The 17,912-nt window shown below is 57.1% G+C and carries 14 protein-coding genes; 8 read left to right on the top strand and 6 right to left on the bottom strand.

From position 1 onward, the window contains the following. Positions 1-230 precede the first annotated feature (230 nt). The gene (locus tag ACVWZ0_RS11730) at positions 231-1,787 is read left to right on the top strand and encodes an ABC transporter substrate-binding protein (RefSeq protein WP_437177807.1); all 1,557 of its coding nucleotides are present in this window, start codon (positions 231-233) and stop codon (positions 1,785-1,787) included. A gap of 31 nt (positions 1,788-1,818) precedes the next feature. On the opposite strand, the gene ACVWZ0_RS11725 is transcribed toward ACVWZ0_RS11730, so the two are convergent. Beyond that, the gene (locus tag ACVWZ0_RS11725) at positions 1,819-2,727 is read right to left on the bottom strand and encodes a LysR family transcriptional regulator (protein ID WP_253453997.1); all 909 of its coding nucleotides are present in this window, start codon (positions 2,725-2,727) and stop codon (positions 1,819-1,821) included. Positions 2,728-2,878: 151 nt separating this feature from the next. On the opposite strand from ACVWZ0_RS11725, the gene ACVWZ0_RS11720 reads away from it, so the two are divergent. Both ACVWZ0_RS11720 and ACVWZ0_RS11715 read left to right on the top strand, forming a co-directional pair. After that, a complete protein-coding gene (locus ACVWZ0_RS11720; protein ID WP_253453999.1) occupies positions 2,879-4,309 on the top strand; it encodes a M20 family metallopeptidase in 1,431 nt (476 codons plus the stop codon). Further along, a complete protein-coding gene (locus ACVWZ0_RS11715) occupies positions 4,306-5,742 on the top strand; it encodes an MFS transporter (protein WP_456784093.1) in 1,437 nt (478 codons plus the stop codon). The genes ACVWZ0_RS11720 and ACVWZ0_RS11715 overlap by 4 nt, the downstream gene beginning before the upstream one ends. A gap of 140 nt (positions 5,743-5,882) precedes the next feature. On the opposite strand, the gene ACVWZ0_RS11710 is transcribed toward ACVWZ0_RS11715, so the two are convergent. From ACVWZ0_RS11710 to aldA, 3 genes are all read right to left on the bottom strand, one after another. Continuing rightward, positions 5,883-7,250 carry an L-serine ammonia-lyase gene (locus tag ACVWZ0_RS11710; RefSeq protein WP_253454003.1) on the bottom strand — a complete coding sequence of 456 codons (1,368 nt, stop codon included), beginning with the start codon at positions 7,248-7,250 and terminating at the stop codon, positions 5,883-5,885. 34 nt (positions 7,251-7,284) lie between these two features. Further along, on the bottom strand, positions 7,285-8,562 hold the full coding sequence (locus tag ACVWZ0_RS11705) for an HAAAP family serine/threonine permease (protein WP_253454005.1): 1,278 nt from the start codon (positions 8,560-8,562) through the stop codon (positions 7,285-7,287). A 366-nt stretch (positions 8,563-8,928) separates the two neighbouring features. Further along, complete coding sequence (aldA, locus tag ACVWZ0_RS11700) at positions 8,929-10,365, bottom strand: aldehyde dehydrogenase (RefSeq protein ID WP_253454007.1); 1,437 nt, start codon at positions 10,363-10,365, stop codon at positions 8,929-8,931. 351 nt (positions 10,366-10,716) lie between these two features. On the opposite strand from aldA, the gene rhaT reads away from it, so the two are divergent. Further along, positions 10,717-11,751, top strand: a complete 1,035-nt coding sequence (gene rhaT / locus ACVWZ0_RS11695) for an L-rhamnose/proton symporter RhaT (protein WP_253454009.1) — start codon at positions 10,717-10,719, stop codon at positions 11,749-11,751. Between the two features lie 25 nt (positions 11,752-11,776). Here the strand turns inward: rhaT and rhaR are convergent, their stop codons facing one another. After that, positions 11,777-12,628, bottom strand: coding sequence for an HTH-type transcriptional activator RhaR (rhaR, locus tag ACVWZ0_RS11690; protein WP_253454011.1), 852 nt, complete (start codon positions 12,626-12,628; stop codon positions 11,777-11,779). Positions 12,629-12,636: 8 nt separating this feature from the next. Continuing rightward, positions 12,637-13,464 (bottom strand): HTH-type transcriptional activator RhaS, encoded by an 828-nt coding sequence (rhaS, locus tag ACVWZ0_RS11685; RefSeq protein ID WP_253454013.1) that lies wholly within the window; start codon positions 13,462-13,464, stop codon positions 12,637-12,639. A gap of 300 nt (positions 13,465-13,764) precedes the next feature. Between rhaS and rhaB the strand changes: the two genes are divergently transcribed. The 4 genes from rhaB to rhaM are packed head-to-tail and all read left to right on the top strand — an operon-like array spanning position 13,765 to position 17,646. Further along, positions 13,765-15,237 carry a rhamnulokinase gene (gene rhaB, locus ACVWZ0_RS11680; protein WP_253454014.1) on the top strand — a complete coding sequence of 491 codons (1,473 nt, stop codon included), beginning with the start codon at positions 13,765-13,767 and terminating at the stop codon, positions 15,235-15,237. Then, a complete protein-coding gene (locus ACVWZ0_RS11675) occupies positions 15,234-16,490 on the top strand; it encodes an L-rhamnose isomerase (RefSeq protein ID WP_253454016.1) in 1,257 nt (418 codons plus the stop codon). The genes rhaB and ACVWZ0_RS11675 overlap by 4 nt, the downstream gene beginning before the upstream one ends. 9 nt (positions 16,491-16,499) lie before the next feature. After that, complete coding sequence (gene rhaD / locus ACVWZ0_RS11670; protein ID WP_125287617.1) at positions 16,500-17,342, top strand: rhamnulose-1-phosphate aldolase; 843 nt, start codon at positions 16,500-16,502, stop codon at positions 17,340-17,342. Next, positions 17,332-17,646, top strand: coding sequence for an L-rhamnose mutarotase (gene rhaM / locus ACVWZ0_RS11665; protein WP_253454018.1), 315 nt, complete (start codon positions 17,332-17,334; stop codon positions 17,644-17,646). Before rhaD ends, rhaM begins: the two co-directional genes overlap by 11 nt. The last annotated feature ends 266 nt before the right edge of the window (positions 17,647-17,912 follow it).

Genomic DNA, 17,912 nt, shown 5'->3' with positions numbered 1-17,912 from the left:
TATTTCGCTTCTGCCGGGGCGCGCATTCAGGATTAACCGTAACATCAGTAAGTTGTATGGATAAATATCAAACCGAATTCCCTTTGCTATTTGGATAAAACAAGGTTAATAGTGGTTTGCGGCTTGATTCCGACTCAGGCTTCACGGCATTGATATCCGGCACTGACTTAATCTTTTAATCAGGGGAGAAGGGGATGAAGCAATCGGTATTGAAAGGAGTAACAGCCGCTATGCTACTGGCAGCGGCAACGGGCGCGGCGGCCAATACGCTGGTATTCTGCTCGGAGGGATCGCCAGAAAATTTTAATCCGCAGCTTTATACGTCAGGCACCAGCGTAGATGCCAGCGCCGCGACCGTTTATAACCGGCTGGTGGACTTTAAACCCGGCACCACTGAACTTATGCCAAGCCTGGCAGAAAGCTGGGATCTCAGTGCTGACGGCACCGTTTACACCTTTCATTTACGCAAAGGCGTAAAATTTCAAAGCAACCGCTATTTTCATCCCACGCGCGATTTTGGCGCAGACGACGTAATTTTTTCTTTTATGCGGCAGAAAGATCCGCAGCACCCTTATCACAACGTTTCCGGCGGCACCTACGCCAACTTTGAAAGCCTGGAGTTCGGCTCGCTGATTAAAAATATCGAGAAACTGGACGAGCACACCGTGCGCTTTACGCTGGCCCATGCCGAAGCGCCGTTTCTGGCCGATCTGGCCTGGTATTTTGCTTCTATTCTTTCGGCTGACTATGCCGATGCCATGCTGAAAGCGGGCACGCCGGAGAAGGTCGACAGCGATCCGCTCGGCACCGGGCCTTTTGTGCTCGCGCAGTATCAGAAAGATTCGCGCATTCTTTACCGCGCTTTCCCTGAATACTGGCAGGGGAAAGCGAAGCTGGACAGGCTGGTTTTCTCTATTACCCCGGATGCCTCGGTACGTCTCGCCAAGCTGACCAAAAATGAATGCCAGGTGATGCCGTTTCCCAACCCGGCCGATTTGCCCAAAATACGGGCGGACAGCAATCTGGTGGTGATGCAAAAACCCGGACTCAACACGGGCTTTCTGGCGTTTAACACGCAAAAAGCCCCGACGGATAACGTCCGGGTGCGCCAGGCGCTGGCGATGGCGATCAACAAACCTGCGATTATCGACGCTATTTTTCAGGGTACGGGCACGACGGCAAAAAATTTGCTGCCGCCTGACGTCTGGAGCGCCGCCAGCGATTTACAGGATTATCCTTACGATCCGCAGCGCGCTAAAGCGCTGTTAAAAGAGGCGGGCGTGGCGCCGGGCACCGCCATAGAGCTGTGGGCGATGCCGGTTCAGCGGCCTTACAACCCCAACGCGCGCCGTATGGCGGAGATGATCCAGGCCGACTGGCAAAAAGTGGGCATCAACGCCCATATCGTCACCTTTGAATGGGGCGAGTATCTGCAGCGCGTTAAAAACGGCGAGCATCAGGCGGCGCTGATGGGCTGGACCACCGCAACAGGCGATCCGGATAATTTCTTCGGGCCGCTGTTCAGCTGTACCGCGACGAAAGGCGGATCGAATTCGGCTAAGTGGTGTTACAAGCCGTTTGATGCGCTGATTACTGAGGCGCGCTCGGAACAGGATCATCAGAAGCGCGTGGTCCTTTACCGCCAGGCGCAGCAGATGATGCACGATCAAATGCCGGCGGTGATGATTGCCCATTCCACCATTTTTGAACCGGTACGCAAAGAGGTGACGGGCTATCAGGTTGATCCTTTTGGCAAACACCTTTTCTGGCAGGTCGATCTTAAATAGCCGCGGCTATTCGGCGCGGGAGCGGGCTGTTTCAGCGCCCGTTCCCGCTGTGCTTGCCTAATTCTTCGCAGGCATAGGCAAGGAACAGATTCAGCGCCGCTGAACGCTGACGGCCGGTCACGGTCTGAACCTGCAATGTACGCTGGGTCAGCTGATCGATCCCGAGAGAACGCAACGCCAGATCCAGTCCTGCGTGCTGGAATAGCACCGTGAATGGGCTGCATAGCGTGATCGCCAGCGGGTTTTGCTGTAAAAATGCATAGAGCGTACTGAAATTATTGCAGGTGAGTACCGGCTCGATAAAGGTGCCGTTCATCTGACAGGAGAGATCAAACAGCTGGCGCACCGTGGTGGCGCGATCGGGCAGCGCCATCGGCCAGGCGGATAAATCCTGCAGTCGGATCGACTTTTCCGCCAGCGGATGGTCTTTACGCATCACCATCAGCACCGGCGCGGGCCAGGAGCCCAGCACCTCGACGCCGCGCTCCGGATGCAGGCTGAACTGAAAAGCCACATCGCATTCGCCCTGGCGCAAAATATCCGCCACCTCCTCAACGCTTCCTACGGTCAGGTTAAAGCTGACCGCCGGATTGAGCTGACGGAACCGCGAACACAGCCCCGGCAGCAGGCTGAACGCCATGCCGTCGGTACAGGCGACGCGCAGCGCCGTGCGCCGTACCGCCTTCAGGCCTTTGATTTCCGCTTTTGCCTGCTCCATGCCCAGCAGGCTTCGCCTGACGTGACCCTCAAAAATTCTGCCCGCATCGTTAAGGATCATACCGCGCGCATGGCGCTCAAACAGCGGCGCGCCAATATCCGCCTCCAGACGCTGGATCTGACGACTGATAGCCGAAACGGCCACAAACAGCTGCTGGCTGGCGGCGCTAAGCGAACCTGTACTGGCGACGGCCAGAAAATAGCGGACTTCAGGACTAAGCATAAACCTGCCTCTTTATGGTGCATGCTGCCTGGTAGTGCAGCGAACCTTTGCTTTTGCAGCAAAGCTTGTTTGATATTTTTATAATTGTGGCAAAGCCAGATTTTAGCTTAGATGGAAGCCATAACACTATAAAAGCAAACACAGGTGACTTATGACCCTTGAGCAGCTTCTGACGCAGGCCATGGCATGGTTTGACCGCGGTGAGTTTAAACAGGTGCTGGCCAGACGCATCGCCATTCGTTCCGAAAGCCAGCGGGAGAACCGCGAGGCGGAGATCCAGCGCTACCTGCAGCAGGAAATCGCCCCGGCCATGCAGGCAATGGGCTTTGAGCTAATCGCAATCGATAATCCTCAGGCGCCGCGCTACCCGTTTCTGCTGGCCTCGCGTATTGAAGACGCCGCGCTGCCGACGCTGCTCTGCTACGGACACGGCGACGTAGTGTTCGGCGACGACGAAAACTGGCGCGAAGGGCTGGCTCCGTGGCGGCTGACGGAAGAGGGCGACCGCTGGTACGGGCGGGGCAGCGCGGACAACAAAGGCCAGCACTCGGTCAATATCGCCGCGCTCGAACAGATCTACGCGGCTCGCGGCGGCAGGCTGGGGTTTAACTGCAAATTTTTGTTCGAAATGGGCGAAGAGATCAGCTCGCCCGGCCTGGCGCAAATCTGTCGCGAAAACCCGGAACTGCTCGGCGCAGATATTTTTATCGCCTCTGACGGCCCCAGGCTGAGCGCCGAAAGGCCCACGCTGTTTCTTGGCTCGCGCGGGGCGGTAAACGTTCGGCTGAGCATCAACGCCCGCGATCGCGACTACCATTCCGGCAACTGGGGCGGCCTGCTCAGCAATCCTGGCACCCAGCTGGCGAACGCTTTTTCCTCTCTGGTGAACCAGCACGGCCAGCTTCAGGTTGCGTCGCTGAAGCCGCCGGCGCTGACGGAAGAGATCCGCGCGATCCTGAGCGACATTACCCTGCAACAGGATGTCAACGGCCCGCAGATCGATGCGCAATGGGGCGAAGCGGGGCTGACGCCCACTGAACGGCTCTATGGCTGGAACACTCTGGAGATGCTGTCCTTTCTGACGGGCAATCCGGCGCGGCCGATGAACGCTATTCCCGGCAGCGCAACGGCGGTCTGCCAGCTGCGTTTTGTGCCGGGCACCGACTGGGAAAACATTGAGCGTCACCTGCGTGAGCACCTGGCCGCAGCAGGATTCAGCCAGGTAGAAGTGAAGATGCTGCGCGGCTCGCCAGCAACCCGGCTCGATCCGCGCAATCCGCTGGTGGGCTGGGCGCTGGAGGCAATCCAGCAGGTCAGCGGCAAAAAGCCCGCGCTGCTGCCAAACCTGGGCGGTTCACTGCCGAATGACGTCTTCGCGCATATTCTGAACCTGCCCACGCTCTGGATCCCGCACTCCTATCCGGCCTGCGGCCAACACGCCGTGGATGAACACATGCTGCAATCTGTTGCGCGTGAGGGTTTGCAGATAATGACCCGGCTGCTGTGGGATCTGGGCGAGAAGGGCAGCGAACTGATTGCCAGCCACCAGCGGTTCAGGCAGCAGCAAGGAGGCGCGCAATGAGTACCTTAATCGACCAGCAGCGTTCTGTAGCGGCCACGCCCAACCTGTATAAAACGCTGTTCGCCACCTGTATCGGCAACGCGCTGGAGTGGTTCGATATTGCGATTTATGGCTTCTTCGCCAGCTATATCGCGCAGGCTTTTTTCCCCACGGCGGATCCGGCGGTGTCGCTGCTGCTGACCTTCGGCAGTTTTGGCGTTTCTTTTCTGATCCGCCCGCTTGGCGCGGTGGTGCTGGGCGCCTATGCCGATCGCGTCGGGCGCAAAAAAGCGCTGCTGATGTCCATTTCCCTGATGATGCTGGGCGGCGCTATCATTGTTCTTATGCCCGCTTACGCCACTATCGGCCTGGCCGCGCCGGTGTTGGTGCTGCTGGCTCGCCTGATCCAGGGTTTTTCCGCCGGCGGCGAATTCGGCAGCTCGACGGCTTTCCTGGTTGAGCACTTCCCGCAGCGCCGCGCTTTTATCGCCAGCTGGCAGTTCGCCACTCAGGGAGCCAGCACGCTGATGGCTTCGGCGTTTGGTCTTGGGCTGGCACACTCTCTGAGCGAGGCGCAGATGGAAAGCTGGGGCTGGCGCCTTCCTTTTGCCTTCGGCCTGCTGATTGGCCCGGTCGGGCTGTACATTCGTCGTCATTTGCACGAGCCGGAAAGCTTCAGCCGCCGCGAGAAAATTCGCTCGCCGCTTCGGCTGTTGGCAGGGCAGCAGAAAAGCCTGATGCTGCTGGCGATCGGCCTGATGATTATTTCAACCGGCATCAACTATATGCTTAACTACGTGCCGACCTACGCCACCAAAAGCCTGCATCTTTCTGCGACCACGGCCTTCAGCGCCACGCTGCTTGCGGGCATAATCCTGACGGTGGTCACGCCGCTGATGGGGCTGTGGGCGGAAAAAATCGGGCGCAGGCCGCTGATGTGGGGCTCGCTGTCGCTGCTGCTGGTAACTATTTATCCGGCTTTCGCACTGGTGGTGAACCAGCCGACGGCGGGCAGGCTGCTGTTGCTGGTCGGCTGGTTGGCGCTGCTGAAATCGGTCTACTTCTCAGTGGTGCCGTCAATGATGGCCGATCTCTTCCCGGTGACCACGCGCGCCAGCGGTATGGCGATTAGTTACAACGTTGCTGTGACCTTGTTCGGTGGTTTTGCGCCGCTGATCTGTACGTTACTGATTAGCGCGACCGGCACCAGCCTGGCACCGGGCTATTATCTGATGGCACTGACGCTGCTCAGCGGCTGGGCGCTACTGAAAAGTCAAACCAGGCCAGGAGAAGAACAAACGGGCGAGCGGGGTGGAAGCGCTGTAGAAGCAGCCCGAAACGAAAGGTTCATGCCTTTAGTAAAAACTCTGGCAACCGGCCAGGAACGAGCCTTTGTTAAAAACTCTGGCAACTGGCCAGGAACAAAAGATGCGTGCCTTATAAAACCAGCCTGAAACAACGGATATGCGCCTTTCAGGCTATGTGCAGCAACCAAACGCGACAGGCGCGCGCCTTTCTAAAGCGATAAAAAGCCCGCGTGGTTATGACGCGGGCCAAACAGGGCAACGATCGATACGGCTAAGCCAACCCTGGCTTAACTGGCGGTGACCACTTTAATTGCCAGGCCGCCACGAGAAGTCTCACGATATTTAGCATTCATATCTTTTCCCGTTTCATACATGGTTTCAATCACCTTATCCAGACAGACCCGAGGCTCGCTGACGCGATAAAGCGCCATCCGTGCCGCGTTAACCGCTTTGACGGCCGCGATGGCGTTGCGCTCAATGCAGGGTACCTGCACCTGGCCCGCCACCGGATCGCAGGTCAGCCCAAGGTTATGCTCCATGGCAATCTCCGCCGCGATGCAAACCTGGGCTGGGCTGCCGCCCAGCAGTTCGGCCAGCCCGGCGGCGGCCATGGAGCAGGCGACGCCCACTTCTCCCTGGCAGCCTACTTCCGCGCCCGAAATCGAGGCGTTCATCTTATACAGCGAGCCAATAGCGCTGGCGGCCAGGATAAAGCGAGCCAGCGAACCGGCGTTGACTTCACGAATAAACTTATCGTAATAGGCAAGCACCGCCGGGATAATACCGCAGGCGCCGTTGGTCGGTGCGGTTACCACGCGGCCGCCCGTGGCGTTTTCCTCGCTGACCGCCAACGCAAACATATTGATCCAGTCAACTACCGCCAGGGGATCGCTGGTGGTTTTATCGCTGCTGACCAGCGTGCGGCGCAGGGCTGCCGCACGACGCGGCACCCGCAAACGGCCTGGCATAATGCCTTCCGTAGTCATGCCGCGAGCAATGCCGTTGCTCATGACTTCCCACAACCGCAACAGGTAAGCATCCAACTCCTGCGGAGAATGTAAAGCCCGCTCGTTTTGCATCATCAGCCCGGAAAGCGACAGCCCGGTTTCGGCGCAGTGCTGGCGCAGGTCGGCGGAATTTTTATAGGGCCAGGGCACCGCAACGGCGCTTTGCCGTGGCTGATGAAAATGCGCTTCATCAACGATAAAGCCGCCGCCCACGGAATAGTAGACTCTGGTCAACAGGCGCCGGGAACCGGCAAAGGCGGTAATACGCATCCCGTTTTCATGAAGCGGCAAATTCACGCTGTGAAAAACCATGCACTGCTCAAGCGGAAAGGCGACTTCGTGTTTGCTTTCAGCCAGGGAAAGACGACCCGTAGCGGCCAGCTGCTGCATAAAAGGCGCAATGGCATCAATATTGACGCTTTCCGGCAGCCAGCCGGCCAGCCCCATAATAATAGCGGTGTCGGTATTGTGTCCTTTGCCCGTCGCCGCAAGCGAGCCGTATAAATCCACAACCAGCGAGGTGGCGTCAAGGAGCAGATGGTGGGCAATTAATTCATCAATAAAAGTTTTACCGGCCTTCATTGGCCCGACGGTATGCGAGCTGGAAGGCCCGATACCGATTTTAAACATGTCGAAAACGCTAATCATAAAAACTCCGCGCGAAAAGAGAAGGCCCGGCCGATTAATTCATCAGCGAGTAAACAATGCCCGAAATGGCGACCAGGCCTGCCAGCACCACGAAAAGGTTGCTGAGGTGGCCGCGATACTGCTGCATCGCCGGGATCCTGCGGATCGCATACATCGGCATCAGGAACAGGATCATGGCGATCACCGGGCCGCCGAGCGTTTCGATAATGCCCAGAATGCTGGGATTCAGCGTGGCGACAAGCCAGCAGGTCAGCAGCATAAACAGCGCCGTCAGGCGGTTAAGCTTTTTCGGCTCGATCTCTTTTCCGACGGAGCGCAACGATTTTGCTACGATGCCGTTAAAGCCCTCGCGCGCGCCTAAATAGTGTCCCAGGAAAGATTTTGTTATAGCGATCATGGCGATAATCGGCGCCATCCAGGCGATAACCGGGGCGTTAAAATGATTGGCCAGATAAGAAAGAATGGAGATATTTTGCGCTTTAGCCGCGGCCAGATCGGCCGGCGTCAGGCTGAGGACGCAGCTGAAAACAAAAAACATCACCGTCAGCACCATCATGCCGTGCGCGCGTGCCAGAATGCGGGAACATTTCGGCTCGGCGTCCGCGCCATACTCTTTGCGTTTGGCGACGGCAAAAGAAGAGATAATTGGCGAATGGTTAAAAGAAAATACCATCACCGGTATCGCCAGCCAGAGCGTCAACATCAGGCTGCCTGAGCTGGTCGTAGTAAAAGAAAGCGTATCCAGCGCGGCGCTGTTCCAGCGAGGGATCAGATAAACGGCCAGCACCATCAGCGCGGCGACAAATGGAAAAACCAGCACGCTCATCGCTTTTACGATCATCTGTTCGCCAAACCGCACGATAGCCATCATCGCCACGATCAACAGCAGCGACAGCACCATACGCGGTGGGCTGATCATACCCAGCTGATGCGTCAGAAAACTCTCTACCGTATTGGTTATCGCCACGCTGTAAACCAGCAGAATAGGATAGATAGCTAAAAAATAGAGCAGGGTTATCAGCTTGCCTGCGCCGCGACCAAAATGTTCTTCCACCACTTCCGTTATATCTTCGCCGGGATTTTTACCCGACAGCACAAAACGAGTCAGCCCGCGATGGGCGTAATAGGTCATAGGGAAGGCGAGAAGGGTCATAATAATCAGCGGAATTAACCCGCCAACGCCGGCATTGATCGGCAGGAAAAGCACCCCTGCGCCGATGGCGGTGCCGTATAGTCCCAGCATCCAGACGGTATCGGTTTTACGCCACGTCGTAGCGGCAAGCGGTTCTGCGGCTGCCTGAGGAATATGCATTGTACTCTCCGGTTAAAATAATAATCTAAAAAGCTGCCAAATTATCAAAATTTAGTATGGGTTATTCCGCTCGGAGCGCGATATTAAACTACTCAGGCGGCGGCAAGGAAACTAACCTGAACGCGCCGGATAAACAGTGATTCGGATCTCGCATCGGATATTAAAAAAGTCTTAACGCGCACTTTATTATTTTGCTGAGAAGGTTTGTTGAGTATTAATAATCAGGAGGGATAAAAATCAGGCTGGAAATAAAATATATTTTATATTTTAAAAAAATTAACTAAGCGGAGGTAACATGCATAATTATAAGCGCGTGGTAACTTTTGAGTGAGAAGAAAAAGGCCGACTACCATCGGCCCTGGTTATTCAGCGTGCCTGTAAATAAACGACGTGGGTCTGTAGATATTCTTCCAGGCCGTGGCGACCGTCGGCGCCGCCAATGCCGGATTTACGCCAGCCAGCATGGAAACCCTGCATCGCTTCAAAATTTTCGCGGTTAACGTAGGTTTCGCCAAACCGCAGCTTTTTCATCGCCTGCATCGCCGTATTCAGGTTTTCGGTAAAAATGGAGGAGGTCAGCCCATATTCGCTGTCGTTAGCCAGCGCGATCGCGTCATCCAGCGTTGCGAAGGGGATAACCGGCAACACCGGGCCAAAAGTCTCTTCCCGGACGATAGCCATGTCCTGGCGTACGTTGGTCAGCAGCGTTGGCTCAAAGAAGAACCCGCGATCGCCTTTGCGTTTGCCGCCAGCCACTACAGTCGCGCCCTGTTCCACAGCATGGGCCACTTTGTGCTCCAGCCGCGCCAGCGCGTCGGCAGAAATCAGCGGGCCCATATCCAGCGTGTCGTCCTGCGCGGGATCGCCGCAGCTGACCGCATTAAAAGCCGCCGTCAGGCGGCGCACCACCTCATCATAAACGCCTTCCTGGACATAAAGGCGCTCCGTACAGTTGCAGACCTGCCCGGTATTAATCATGCGCGAAGCCACGATGGCTTTTACCGCCAGATCCAGATCCGCATCGTTCATGACGATGGCGGGCGCTTTGCCGCCCAGCTCCAGCGCGACTTTGGTGACGTTTTTTGCCGCCGCCTCCAGCGTGGCGATCCCGGCGTTTACGCTACCGGTCAGGCTGACCATTCCCACTTCCGGGCTGGCGGCCAGAGCCTGTCCTACCTCCGGCCCATAGCCGGTTACCAGATTGAACACGCCCGGCGGCAGCCCAATCTCTTCAACGATTTCAGCAAATATTATCGCGTTGGCCGGCGTCAGCTCGCTGGGTTTGATCACAATGGTATTGCCGGTTATCAATGCCGGAGCGGCTTTGCGGGCAATCAGGAAAAAAGGGAAGTTCCACGGCAGGATCCCCGTGGTCACGCCAATCGCTTTTTTCAATATCAGGATGGTTTCGTCAGGGCGATCGCTTTGCACAATCTCTCCTTCATAACGGCGCGCCCATTCGGCCATATAGTCCAGATAGTCTGCGGTAAACAGCACTTCCGTCTGGGCCAGCTGCTGCGTTTTGCCGCCTTCCGCCACGATAGTGGCGGTCAGCTCCGCTTCACGACGACGAATGCCTGCCGCAATCTGGCGCAGCCAGCGTCCACGTTCAACGGCCGGTAACGCTTCCCAGGCGGGTTGGGCAGCTTTGGCCGCGCTGATGGCGCGATCGGCCTCTTCTTTATCGCTTTGCGGGATGCGGCACAGCAGCACTTCGGTAGCGGGGTTAATCACGTCAATCCAGCGATCGCTGCGATTCTCAACAAACTGGCCGTTAATAAAACAATGATGCAGGCGCGTCACAGGCGTCGTCTCCGTAAATGATATTTTGCGTTTTAGTTAATGTAATGTTGCAGTTATGCTGCCGCATTGAGAGGGTTAATGCCTTTCTCTGAGCGCCACGTCACGCGTGAAACTGGCAAAAAGACAAAGAGATTTGACTAAGAGTGCTGAATAAACAGCAGGTTAATGGAAATATTTGGATGTTTTTCAGAGCAAAGACAGATAACCTGTATCTGTGATCGCAGACGGGATAAGACGGTGGATTTTGCCATTTTCATGCCGGCGCAGGCAGCCAGCCAAAGGTGTGGAGAGAGGCAACCTTCGTAGACTCAGCCTACCGGGAATTTTACCCTCCTATGAAGGAAAAAAAGCATGAGCCACCTTATCTTTGCAGGTATTTTCTGGCATCTGGTGGGCGCGGCCAGCGCCGCCTGCTTCTATGCGCCATTTAAAAAAGTGCGTCACTGGTCCTGGGAAACCATGTGGTCCGTAGGCGGGATCATGTCATGGCTTATTCTGCCCTGGGCCGTCAGCGCCGCGCTGCTGCCTGATTTTTGGGAATTTTACGGCTCTTTTTCGCTCGCGCAGCTGCTGCCTGTTTTTCTGTTCGGCGCCATGTGGGGGATTGGCAATATTAACTATGGTTTAACCATGCGCTACCTGGGCATGTCGATGGGAATAGGGATCGCTATCGGCGTAACGCTGGTGGTCGGCACGCTGATGACGCCGCTGTTACAGGGGCGATTTGTCGAACTGTTCAGCTCCACGGGCGGCCGGCTGACGCTGCTGGGGGTACTGGTGGCGCTGTGCGGCGTGGCGATTGTTTCCCGCGCCGGGCTGCTGAAAGAGCGGGCAATGGGCATTACGGCGGAAGAGTTCAACCTTAAAAAAGGGCTGGTGCTGGCTGTGTTCTGCGGAATTTTCTCCGCCGGCATGTCGTTTGCGATGAACGCCGCCAAACCGATGCAAGACGCCGCCCTGGAGCTGGGCATCAATCCTTTATATGCCGCGCTGCCCAGCTATGTGGTGATTATGGGCGGCGGCGCGCTGGTTAACCTGGGCTACTGCTTTATCCGTCTGGCTACCCAGTCCAGCCTGTCGGTAAAGGCGGATTTCTCGGTAGCGAAACCGCTGCTGGTCAGCAATCTGCTGCTGTCGCTGCTGGGCGGCACCATGTGGTATCTGCAATTCTTCTTCTATGCCTGGGGCCACGCCCGCATTCCCGCGCAGTATGACTTTATCAGCTGGATGCTGCACATGAGTTTCTACGTGCTCTGCGGAGGGCTGGTCGGGCTGGTGCTGAAAGAGTGGAAGAACGTCGGCAAACGTCCGGTCAGCGTGCTGTGCGGCGGCTGTCTGGTTATTATTCTTGCCGCCAACATCGTTGGTCTGGGGATGATCTCCTGATCGGAACGCCACAGGGATGTGGCGCTTACCATGCGGCGGCTTTTTTCTGACGGTGCTGTTCGAACTGCTGGCGAAAGGCGCTGGGCGTCATGCCGGTTTCCCGGGTAAACACGACGGAAAAATAGTTGCTGTCCTCAAAGCCGCACAGCGCGGCCACGTCGCCAATCAGCGAAGGCGTGCTGCGCAGCAAAAATTTAGCCTTACACATGCGCAGCTGCCGCAGATACTGGCCTGGCGTCATGCCGGTCTGCTGACGAAACAGCTGCTTGAGCGCGCGCTCCGACAGCTGATGCTGAAGACAAAAATCGCTGAGATCGAAATGGGCCAGCTGGCCCTGAATGGCCGACATTAGCAGATCCAGCTGTTCGCCCTCAGGCAGCTGCCAGGCAACGTCCGCCGCGTAGCGGTGACGCTGTAGGATCAACACCAGCTGTAAAAACAGCGCCTCCGTCAGCTGACGCGACAGCCGATCGCTTTTGGCGCTCTCCTGCGCCAGCTGCTGGATCACGCTTCTCGCCAAAGCCATGCCGCGCGTCGTCAGCCGCCAGGCCTTTTTTTCCTGCGGCAGAAACTGCGACCAGTCCAGGCCAAGACGAAAGCGCTCCGGGCAGTAGATCACGTTGTCCAGCACCAGCTCGTTGACCGACTCATAGCTGTGGCAGTCTTCAGGACTGATGTAGAACAGATCGCCGCAGGTAATAAGCCAGGGGCGATCGTTCATCACGTGCAGCCCGTTGCCGCGCCAGACGATCACCAGCTCGCAGAACTCATGAATATGGGACGGGAAAGTTTGCTGGGGCGCGCGGTCGGCAATAGCGACCGGCATCAGCCCGGACGGAAAATAGTCGGCTTTCGCCAGACAAAGCGGCTTGCTCACGTGTCACCTCACAGGTCATTTTGCCTGATGGTACGCGGAGAAAAGCCAAATTCACGCTTAAAAAGGGTAGAAAAGTGATTGCTGTCACCAAATCCGCAGTGGTAGGCGATATCGGTAATACGCATTTCACTGTGGCGTAACAAATGCCGCGCCTGCAACAGACGCAGGCGGTTAAGGTAACGCTGGGGCGTGCTGCCCGTCTGTTGTTTCAGCTGGCGATGCAGCGTGCGCAGCGAAAGTGAAAACTTATCCGCCAGCGCGTCCCAGTCCACTTCCTCGCTGTAATGGTCGGCCAGCCAGTCCAGCAGACCGCGCATTCTCCCGCTCTGATCGTCACCGGGCTGCTCGCTGCATCCGCGCCGCAACAGCACCAGCAGCTGCATAAAGCGCAGCTCCTGCTCGGCCCTCGCTTCGGGCTGTTTCGGATCTACCGGCGCGCCCAGTTCTTTAATCAGCGTTTTCGCCTGTTCCATCACCCGGCCGCTGATACGCCAGTGCGAGGGGTAATGTCCTTCTTTTTCCTGAGGTAAAAGATGCTGGAAGTTGGTAATAAAGCGAAACGCCTCCGGCCCACGATAAAGCACGTTGGTCAGGATCAGACGATCCGTTTTTTCATAAAGATGGCGATCATGATCGCGCACAAAGCAAACGCATCCGCCGCAAAGCGTACGGGGTTCGCCGTTGAACACGTGCACGCCCGCACCCTGTTCAACCAGCACAATTTCGTGAAAATCCTCGTGGTGATGTTCAGGAAAGGCGCTCTGCGGCATACGAGGTTCAATGGCAACGGGCAGGCCGCCGCCGGGAAAAAAGTCCACGCTATGTAGTAGGGTCATGGTGCATCTCCTGGGTCGACTCTGGGGTCAGTTTACCGCCGCCGCCTGCGTTGCTGCCTTGATTTTTTGACCGGAAACATCGGCAAATCCGCTTGTTTTTCAAGAAAGTGCGCAGGCAAGTTGGGAAGTGCGCGTCGCGTCACACCGTTAATTTGCCGGTGCCTCAGCAGGAAATGTGAGCTGCTTCACGTTCACCTTTGCCCTGTTGCCAGCGAGGGATCACGCCTGGCACTGGCAGGAAGGTGCCAAAAGCAGCGGCTTTTAGACTAGGGGGCACTAAACAGACAGGAAGCCATCGCCATGAGCCTACAAAATTGTGTTGCCATCGACATGGGCGCCTCCAGCGGACGCGTGATGCTGGGCCGCTTTGATCTGCAAAGCGGCAAGCTGGCGCTGGAAGAGGTCGCCCGCTGCGTCAATAGCCTGGTCGTCAGGGAAGAGCGGCAATGCTGGGATGTGGATGCACTGGAAAAATTTATCCTTGCTTCGCTGGACAAGCTGATTCAGCAGGGCATTGCGCCGGACAGTATCGGTATTGATACCTGGGGCGTGGATTACGTGCTGCTGAATAAGCAGGGTGAGCGGATTGGGCTGCCGGTTTCCTATCGTGACGACCGGACCTGGGGCGTAATGCAGAAGGCCTGCGCCGATTTGGGTCGGGAAGCCATCTACCAGCGCACCGCAATCCAGTTCCTGCCTTTCAACACCCTTTATCAGCTGCGTGCGCTGTGCGAGAGCCAGCCGGAATGGCTCAATGACGTACGTCACGCTTTGCTGATCCCGGACTATTTCCACTATCGCCTGACCGGCAAGCTTAACTGGGAATACACCAACGCCACCACCACGCAGCTGCTGAATAGCCAGAGCGGCGAGTGGGATAATGCGCTGCTGGAATGGACGGGTGCCAATCCCGCCTGGTTCGGCAAGCCCACCGCGCCCGGCGTAAAAATTGGCGACTGGAAGGCCAGCACCGGCTTATCCGTCCCGGTCATCGCCGTCGCTACGCACGATACGGCCAGCGCCGTGCTGGCGGCGCCGCTCACCACGGACAACGTCGCCTGGCTCAGCTCCGGCACCTGGTCGCTGATGGGCTTTGAAAGCCTGCAACCTTATAACGATGCCGCCGCGCTGGCCGCCAACATTACCAACGAGGGCGGCGCGGAAGGGCGCTACCGCGTGCTGAAAAATATTATGGGCCTTTGGCTGCTGCAGCGCGTCTGCCGCGAACTGGCTATCGACGATCTGCCGGCGCTGGTGCGGGAAGCAGAAGCGCAGCCTGCCTGCCGGTCGCTTATTAACCCCAACGATGAACGCTTTATCAATCCGGTCAATATGGTGCGCGAAATTCAGGACGCCTGCGCCGGACAGGGGATGCCGACGCCTGCCACGGCCGCCGCGCTGGCTCGCTGTATTTTTGACAGTCTGGCGCTCTATTACCGCTTCGTGCTGGAAGAGCTTGCCGCTGTACGGGGCGCGCCTTTCAGCCAGCTGCACATCGTTGGCGGCGGCTGTCAGAATCCGCTGCTGAATCAGCTTTGTGCCAACGCCTGCGGTATTCCGGTGGTTGCCGGGCCGGTCGAAGCCTCCACGCTTGGCAATATCGGCAGCCAGCTGATCGCCCACGGCAGCGTCAGGGATGTCACCCATTTCCGCCAGCTGGTCACCCAAAATTTCCCGCTGAACACTTTTATTCCACAGGCCAGTGACGCTTACAGCCGCAGCTGGGCGCTTTTTCAGTCACTGACACATTCGGTTAAGGAGCTATGCGTATGACCCAAGCAATTGAGCAGGCGTTTGAACTGGCAAAATCACGCTTTGCCGAGCAAGGCGTGGACGTTGACGCCGCACTGAAGCAGCTGGATCAGCTGCCGATCTCAATGCACTGCTGGCAGGGCGATGACGTCCGCGGTTTTGAAAATCCTCAGGGCGCGTTGACCGGCGGCATCCAGGCGACCGGCAACTATCCGGGAAGAGCCAGAACGGCGGTCGAACTTCGCGCCGATCTGGAACAGGCGATGTCGCTGATCCCTGGCCCCAAAAGGCTGAACCTGCACGCCATTTATCTGGAAAGCGACAGCCGGGTCGAACGCAACGAAATCAAACCGCAGCACTTTGCCAACTGGGTGGAATGGGCAAAAACCAACGGCCTGGGTCTGGATTTCAACCCGTCCTGCTTTTCGCATCCGCTGAGCGAAAACGGCTTTACGCTGGCCAGCGCCAATAAAGAGATCCGTGAATTCTGGATCGAACATTGTAAAGCCAGCCGCAAAATTTCGGCCGCGTTTGGCGAACAGCTGGGCACGCCGTCGATTATGAATATCTGGATCCCGGACGGCATGAAAGATCTGCCCATCGATCGCTTTGCGCCGCGCGAACGCCTGGCGAACTCGCTTGACGAGATCATCAGCGAGAAGCTGGATCCGGCGCACCATATCGATGCGGTAGAGAGCAAACTTTTCGGCATCGGCGCGGAAAGCTATACCGTTGGCTCAAACGAATTCTGCCTGGGCTATGCCGCCAGCCGCCAGACGGCGCTGACGCTGGATGCCGGTCATTTTCATCCGACTGAAGTTATCTCCGACAAGATCTCAACTGCCATGCTCTACGTGCCGCGTCTGCTGCTGCACGTCAGCCGCCCGGTGCGCTGGGACAGCGATCACGTGGTGCTGCTGGATGACGAAACCCAGGCCATCGCGCATGAAATCGTGCGTCAGCGCCTGTTTGACAAGGTGCATATTGGTCTCGACTTCTTTGACGCCTCCATCAACCGTATCGCCGCCTGGGTTATCGGCACGCGCAACGCCAAAAAAGCGCTGCTGCGGGCGCTGCTGGAGCCGGTGGACAAACTGAAAAAGCTGGAGCTGGAAGGCGACTACACCGCGCGTCTGGCCCTGCTGGAAGAACAAAAATCGCTGCCGTGGCAGGCGGTGTGGGAAGCGTACTGCGTACGTCACGACGTCCCGGCGGGCGCAGGCTGGCTTGACAGCGTTCGCCATTATGAACAACAAACTCTCAGCAAACGTTAAGGATGCAACATGCAACACATTCTGACTTCATGGTTCGTCCAGGGAATGGTAAAAGCCACTACGGATATGTGGTTAAAAGGGTGGGATGAACGCAACGGCGGCAACGTCAGCTACCGCTTACTTGATGAAGAAGTCCGGCCGTTTGCTCAGGATTTCTACCGTGAGCCGCGCACGGTTGAACTGACGCAGCCCGTACCGGAACTGGCAAACTGCTGGTTTATCGTCACCGGCTCCGGCAAATTTTTCCGCAACGTGCAGCTGGATCCGGCGGACTGCCTGGTGCTGCTGCGCGTCAGCGAAGACGGCCGCGCCTACAGCATTTATTGGGGATTGAGCAACGGCGGCCTGCCCACTTCCGAGCTGGCCTCCCATTTCCAGTCGCACAGCGTGCGCATGAAAGTGACCAACGGCGCCGATCGCGTCATCATGCACTGCCATGCCACTAACTTTATGTCGCTGAGCTATGTGGTGGAGCTGGACTCCGCGCTGTTTACCCGCCTGCTGTGGGAAGGCAGCACCGAATGTCTGGTGGTGTTCCCGGACGGCGTGGGCATCGTGCCGTGGATGGTGCCGGGCACCGACGGCATCGGCGAAAAAACCGCGGAGCAGATGGCGTCGCACAGCCTGGTGATGTGGCCGTTCCACGGCATTTTCGGCGCAGGCCCGACGCTGGACGAAACCTTTGGCCTGATCGACACGGCGGAGAAATCTTCCGAGGTGGTGGTAAAAGTGCTGTCGATGGGCGGAATGCGCCAGAGCATTACCACGGAACAGCTGGTCGCGCTGGGTGAACGGTTCAATGTGCAGCCATGGCACGCCGCGCTGGAAGCAAGGCATCCGCATGTTGCGTAAGGCTTTTGTGATGCAGGTGCATCCTGATAAGCATCAGGAGTATGAGCAGCGGCATAATCCCATCTGGCCAGAACTGGCGCAGACGCTGAAAGCGCACGGCGCGCATCATTACAGCATCTTTCTGGACGAGTCGCGCCATCTGCTGTTTGCGGTGGTGGAGATCGAATCGGAAGCGCGCTGGAACGCGGTCGCCAGCACGGAAGTGTGCCAGCGCTGGTGGCGGTCGATGTGTGAACTGATGCCGTCAAACCCGGATTTCAGCCCGGTCAGCGAAGAGCTTAAGCCGGTATTCTACCTGGCATAAGCCCGGCTGACTTAACCGGTTAACGCTAAAAAAGCCTGATAATTATTATCAGGCTTTTTTTACGAGTTGGATGACACACTTAAAAGCCTGCGGCTATTCACCAGATTTATAGCGAACTGATGGCTGAGCATAGGTTTATCAACAGATTATTACGGGTTCTGAGAATATATTTTGCAACACAAAGATCCCATCATTTTTTAAGCACGCTCCGTTATTAATTGAAATTGTGAACTTTCAGGCATCGGCATACGATCGCGGCGTCCTTA

The sequence above is a fragment of the Erwinia sp. TECH1 genome, from assembly GCF_054057575.1.
The sequence above is the reverse complement of the archived record's forward strand: the minus strand, read 5'-3'. Positions and strand labels throughout refer to the sequence as shown.

What these genes read in the sequence shown, in the direction of transcription:
- ACVWZ0_RS11730 (WP_437177807.1), top strand. Translation starts at nt 231, where the DNA reads ATGCTACTGGCAGCGGCAACGGGCGCGGCGGCCAATACGCTGGTATTC.
- ACVWZ0_RS11725 (WP_253453997.1), bottom strand. Translation starts at nt 2,727, where the DNA reads ATGCTTAGTCCTGAAGTCCGCTATTTTCTGGCCGTCGCCAGTACAGGT.
- ACVWZ0_RS11720 (WP_253453999.1), top strand. Translation starts at nt 2,879, where the DNA reads ATGACCCTTGAGCAGCTTCTGACGCAGGCCATGGCATGGTTTGACCGC.
- ACVWZ0_RS11715 (WP_456784093.1), top strand. Translation starts at nt 4,306, where the DNA reads ATGAGTACCTTAATCGACCAGCAGCGTTCTGTAGCGGCCACGCCCAAC.
- ACVWZ0_RS11710 (WP_253454003.1), bottom strand. Translation starts at nt 7,250, where the DNA reads ATGATTAGCGTTTTCGACATGTTTAAAATCGGTATCGGGCCTTCCAGC.
- ACVWZ0_RS11705 (WP_253454005.1), bottom strand. Translation starts at nt 8,562, where the DNA reads ATGCATATTCCTCAGGCAGCCGCAGAACCGCTTGCCGCTACGACGTGG.
- rhaT (WP_253454009.1), top strand. Translation starts at nt 10,717, where the DNA reads ATGAGCCACCTTATCTTTGCAGGTATTTTCTGGCATCTGGTGGGCGCG.
- rhaS (WP_253454013.1), bottom strand. Translation starts at nt 13,464, where the DNA reads ATGACCCTACTACATAGCGTGGACTTTTTTCCCGGCGGCGGCCTGCCC.
- rhaB (WP_253454014.1), top strand. Translation starts at nt 13,765, where the DNA reads ATGAGCCTACAAAATTGTGTTGCCATCGACATGGGCGCCTCCAGCGGA.
- ACVWZ0_RS11675 (WP_253454016.1), top strand. Translation starts at nt 15,234, where the DNA reads ATGACCCAAGCAATTGAGCAGGCGTTTGAACTGGCAAAATCACGCTTT.
- rhaD (WP_125287617.1), top strand. Translation starts at nt 16,500, where the DNA reads ATGCAACACATTCTGACTTCATGGTTCGTCCAGGGAATGGTAAAAGCC.
- rhaM (WP_253454018.1), top strand. Translation starts at nt 17,332, where the DNA reads ATGTTGCGTAAGGCTTTTGTGATGCAGGTGCATCCTGATAAGCATCAG.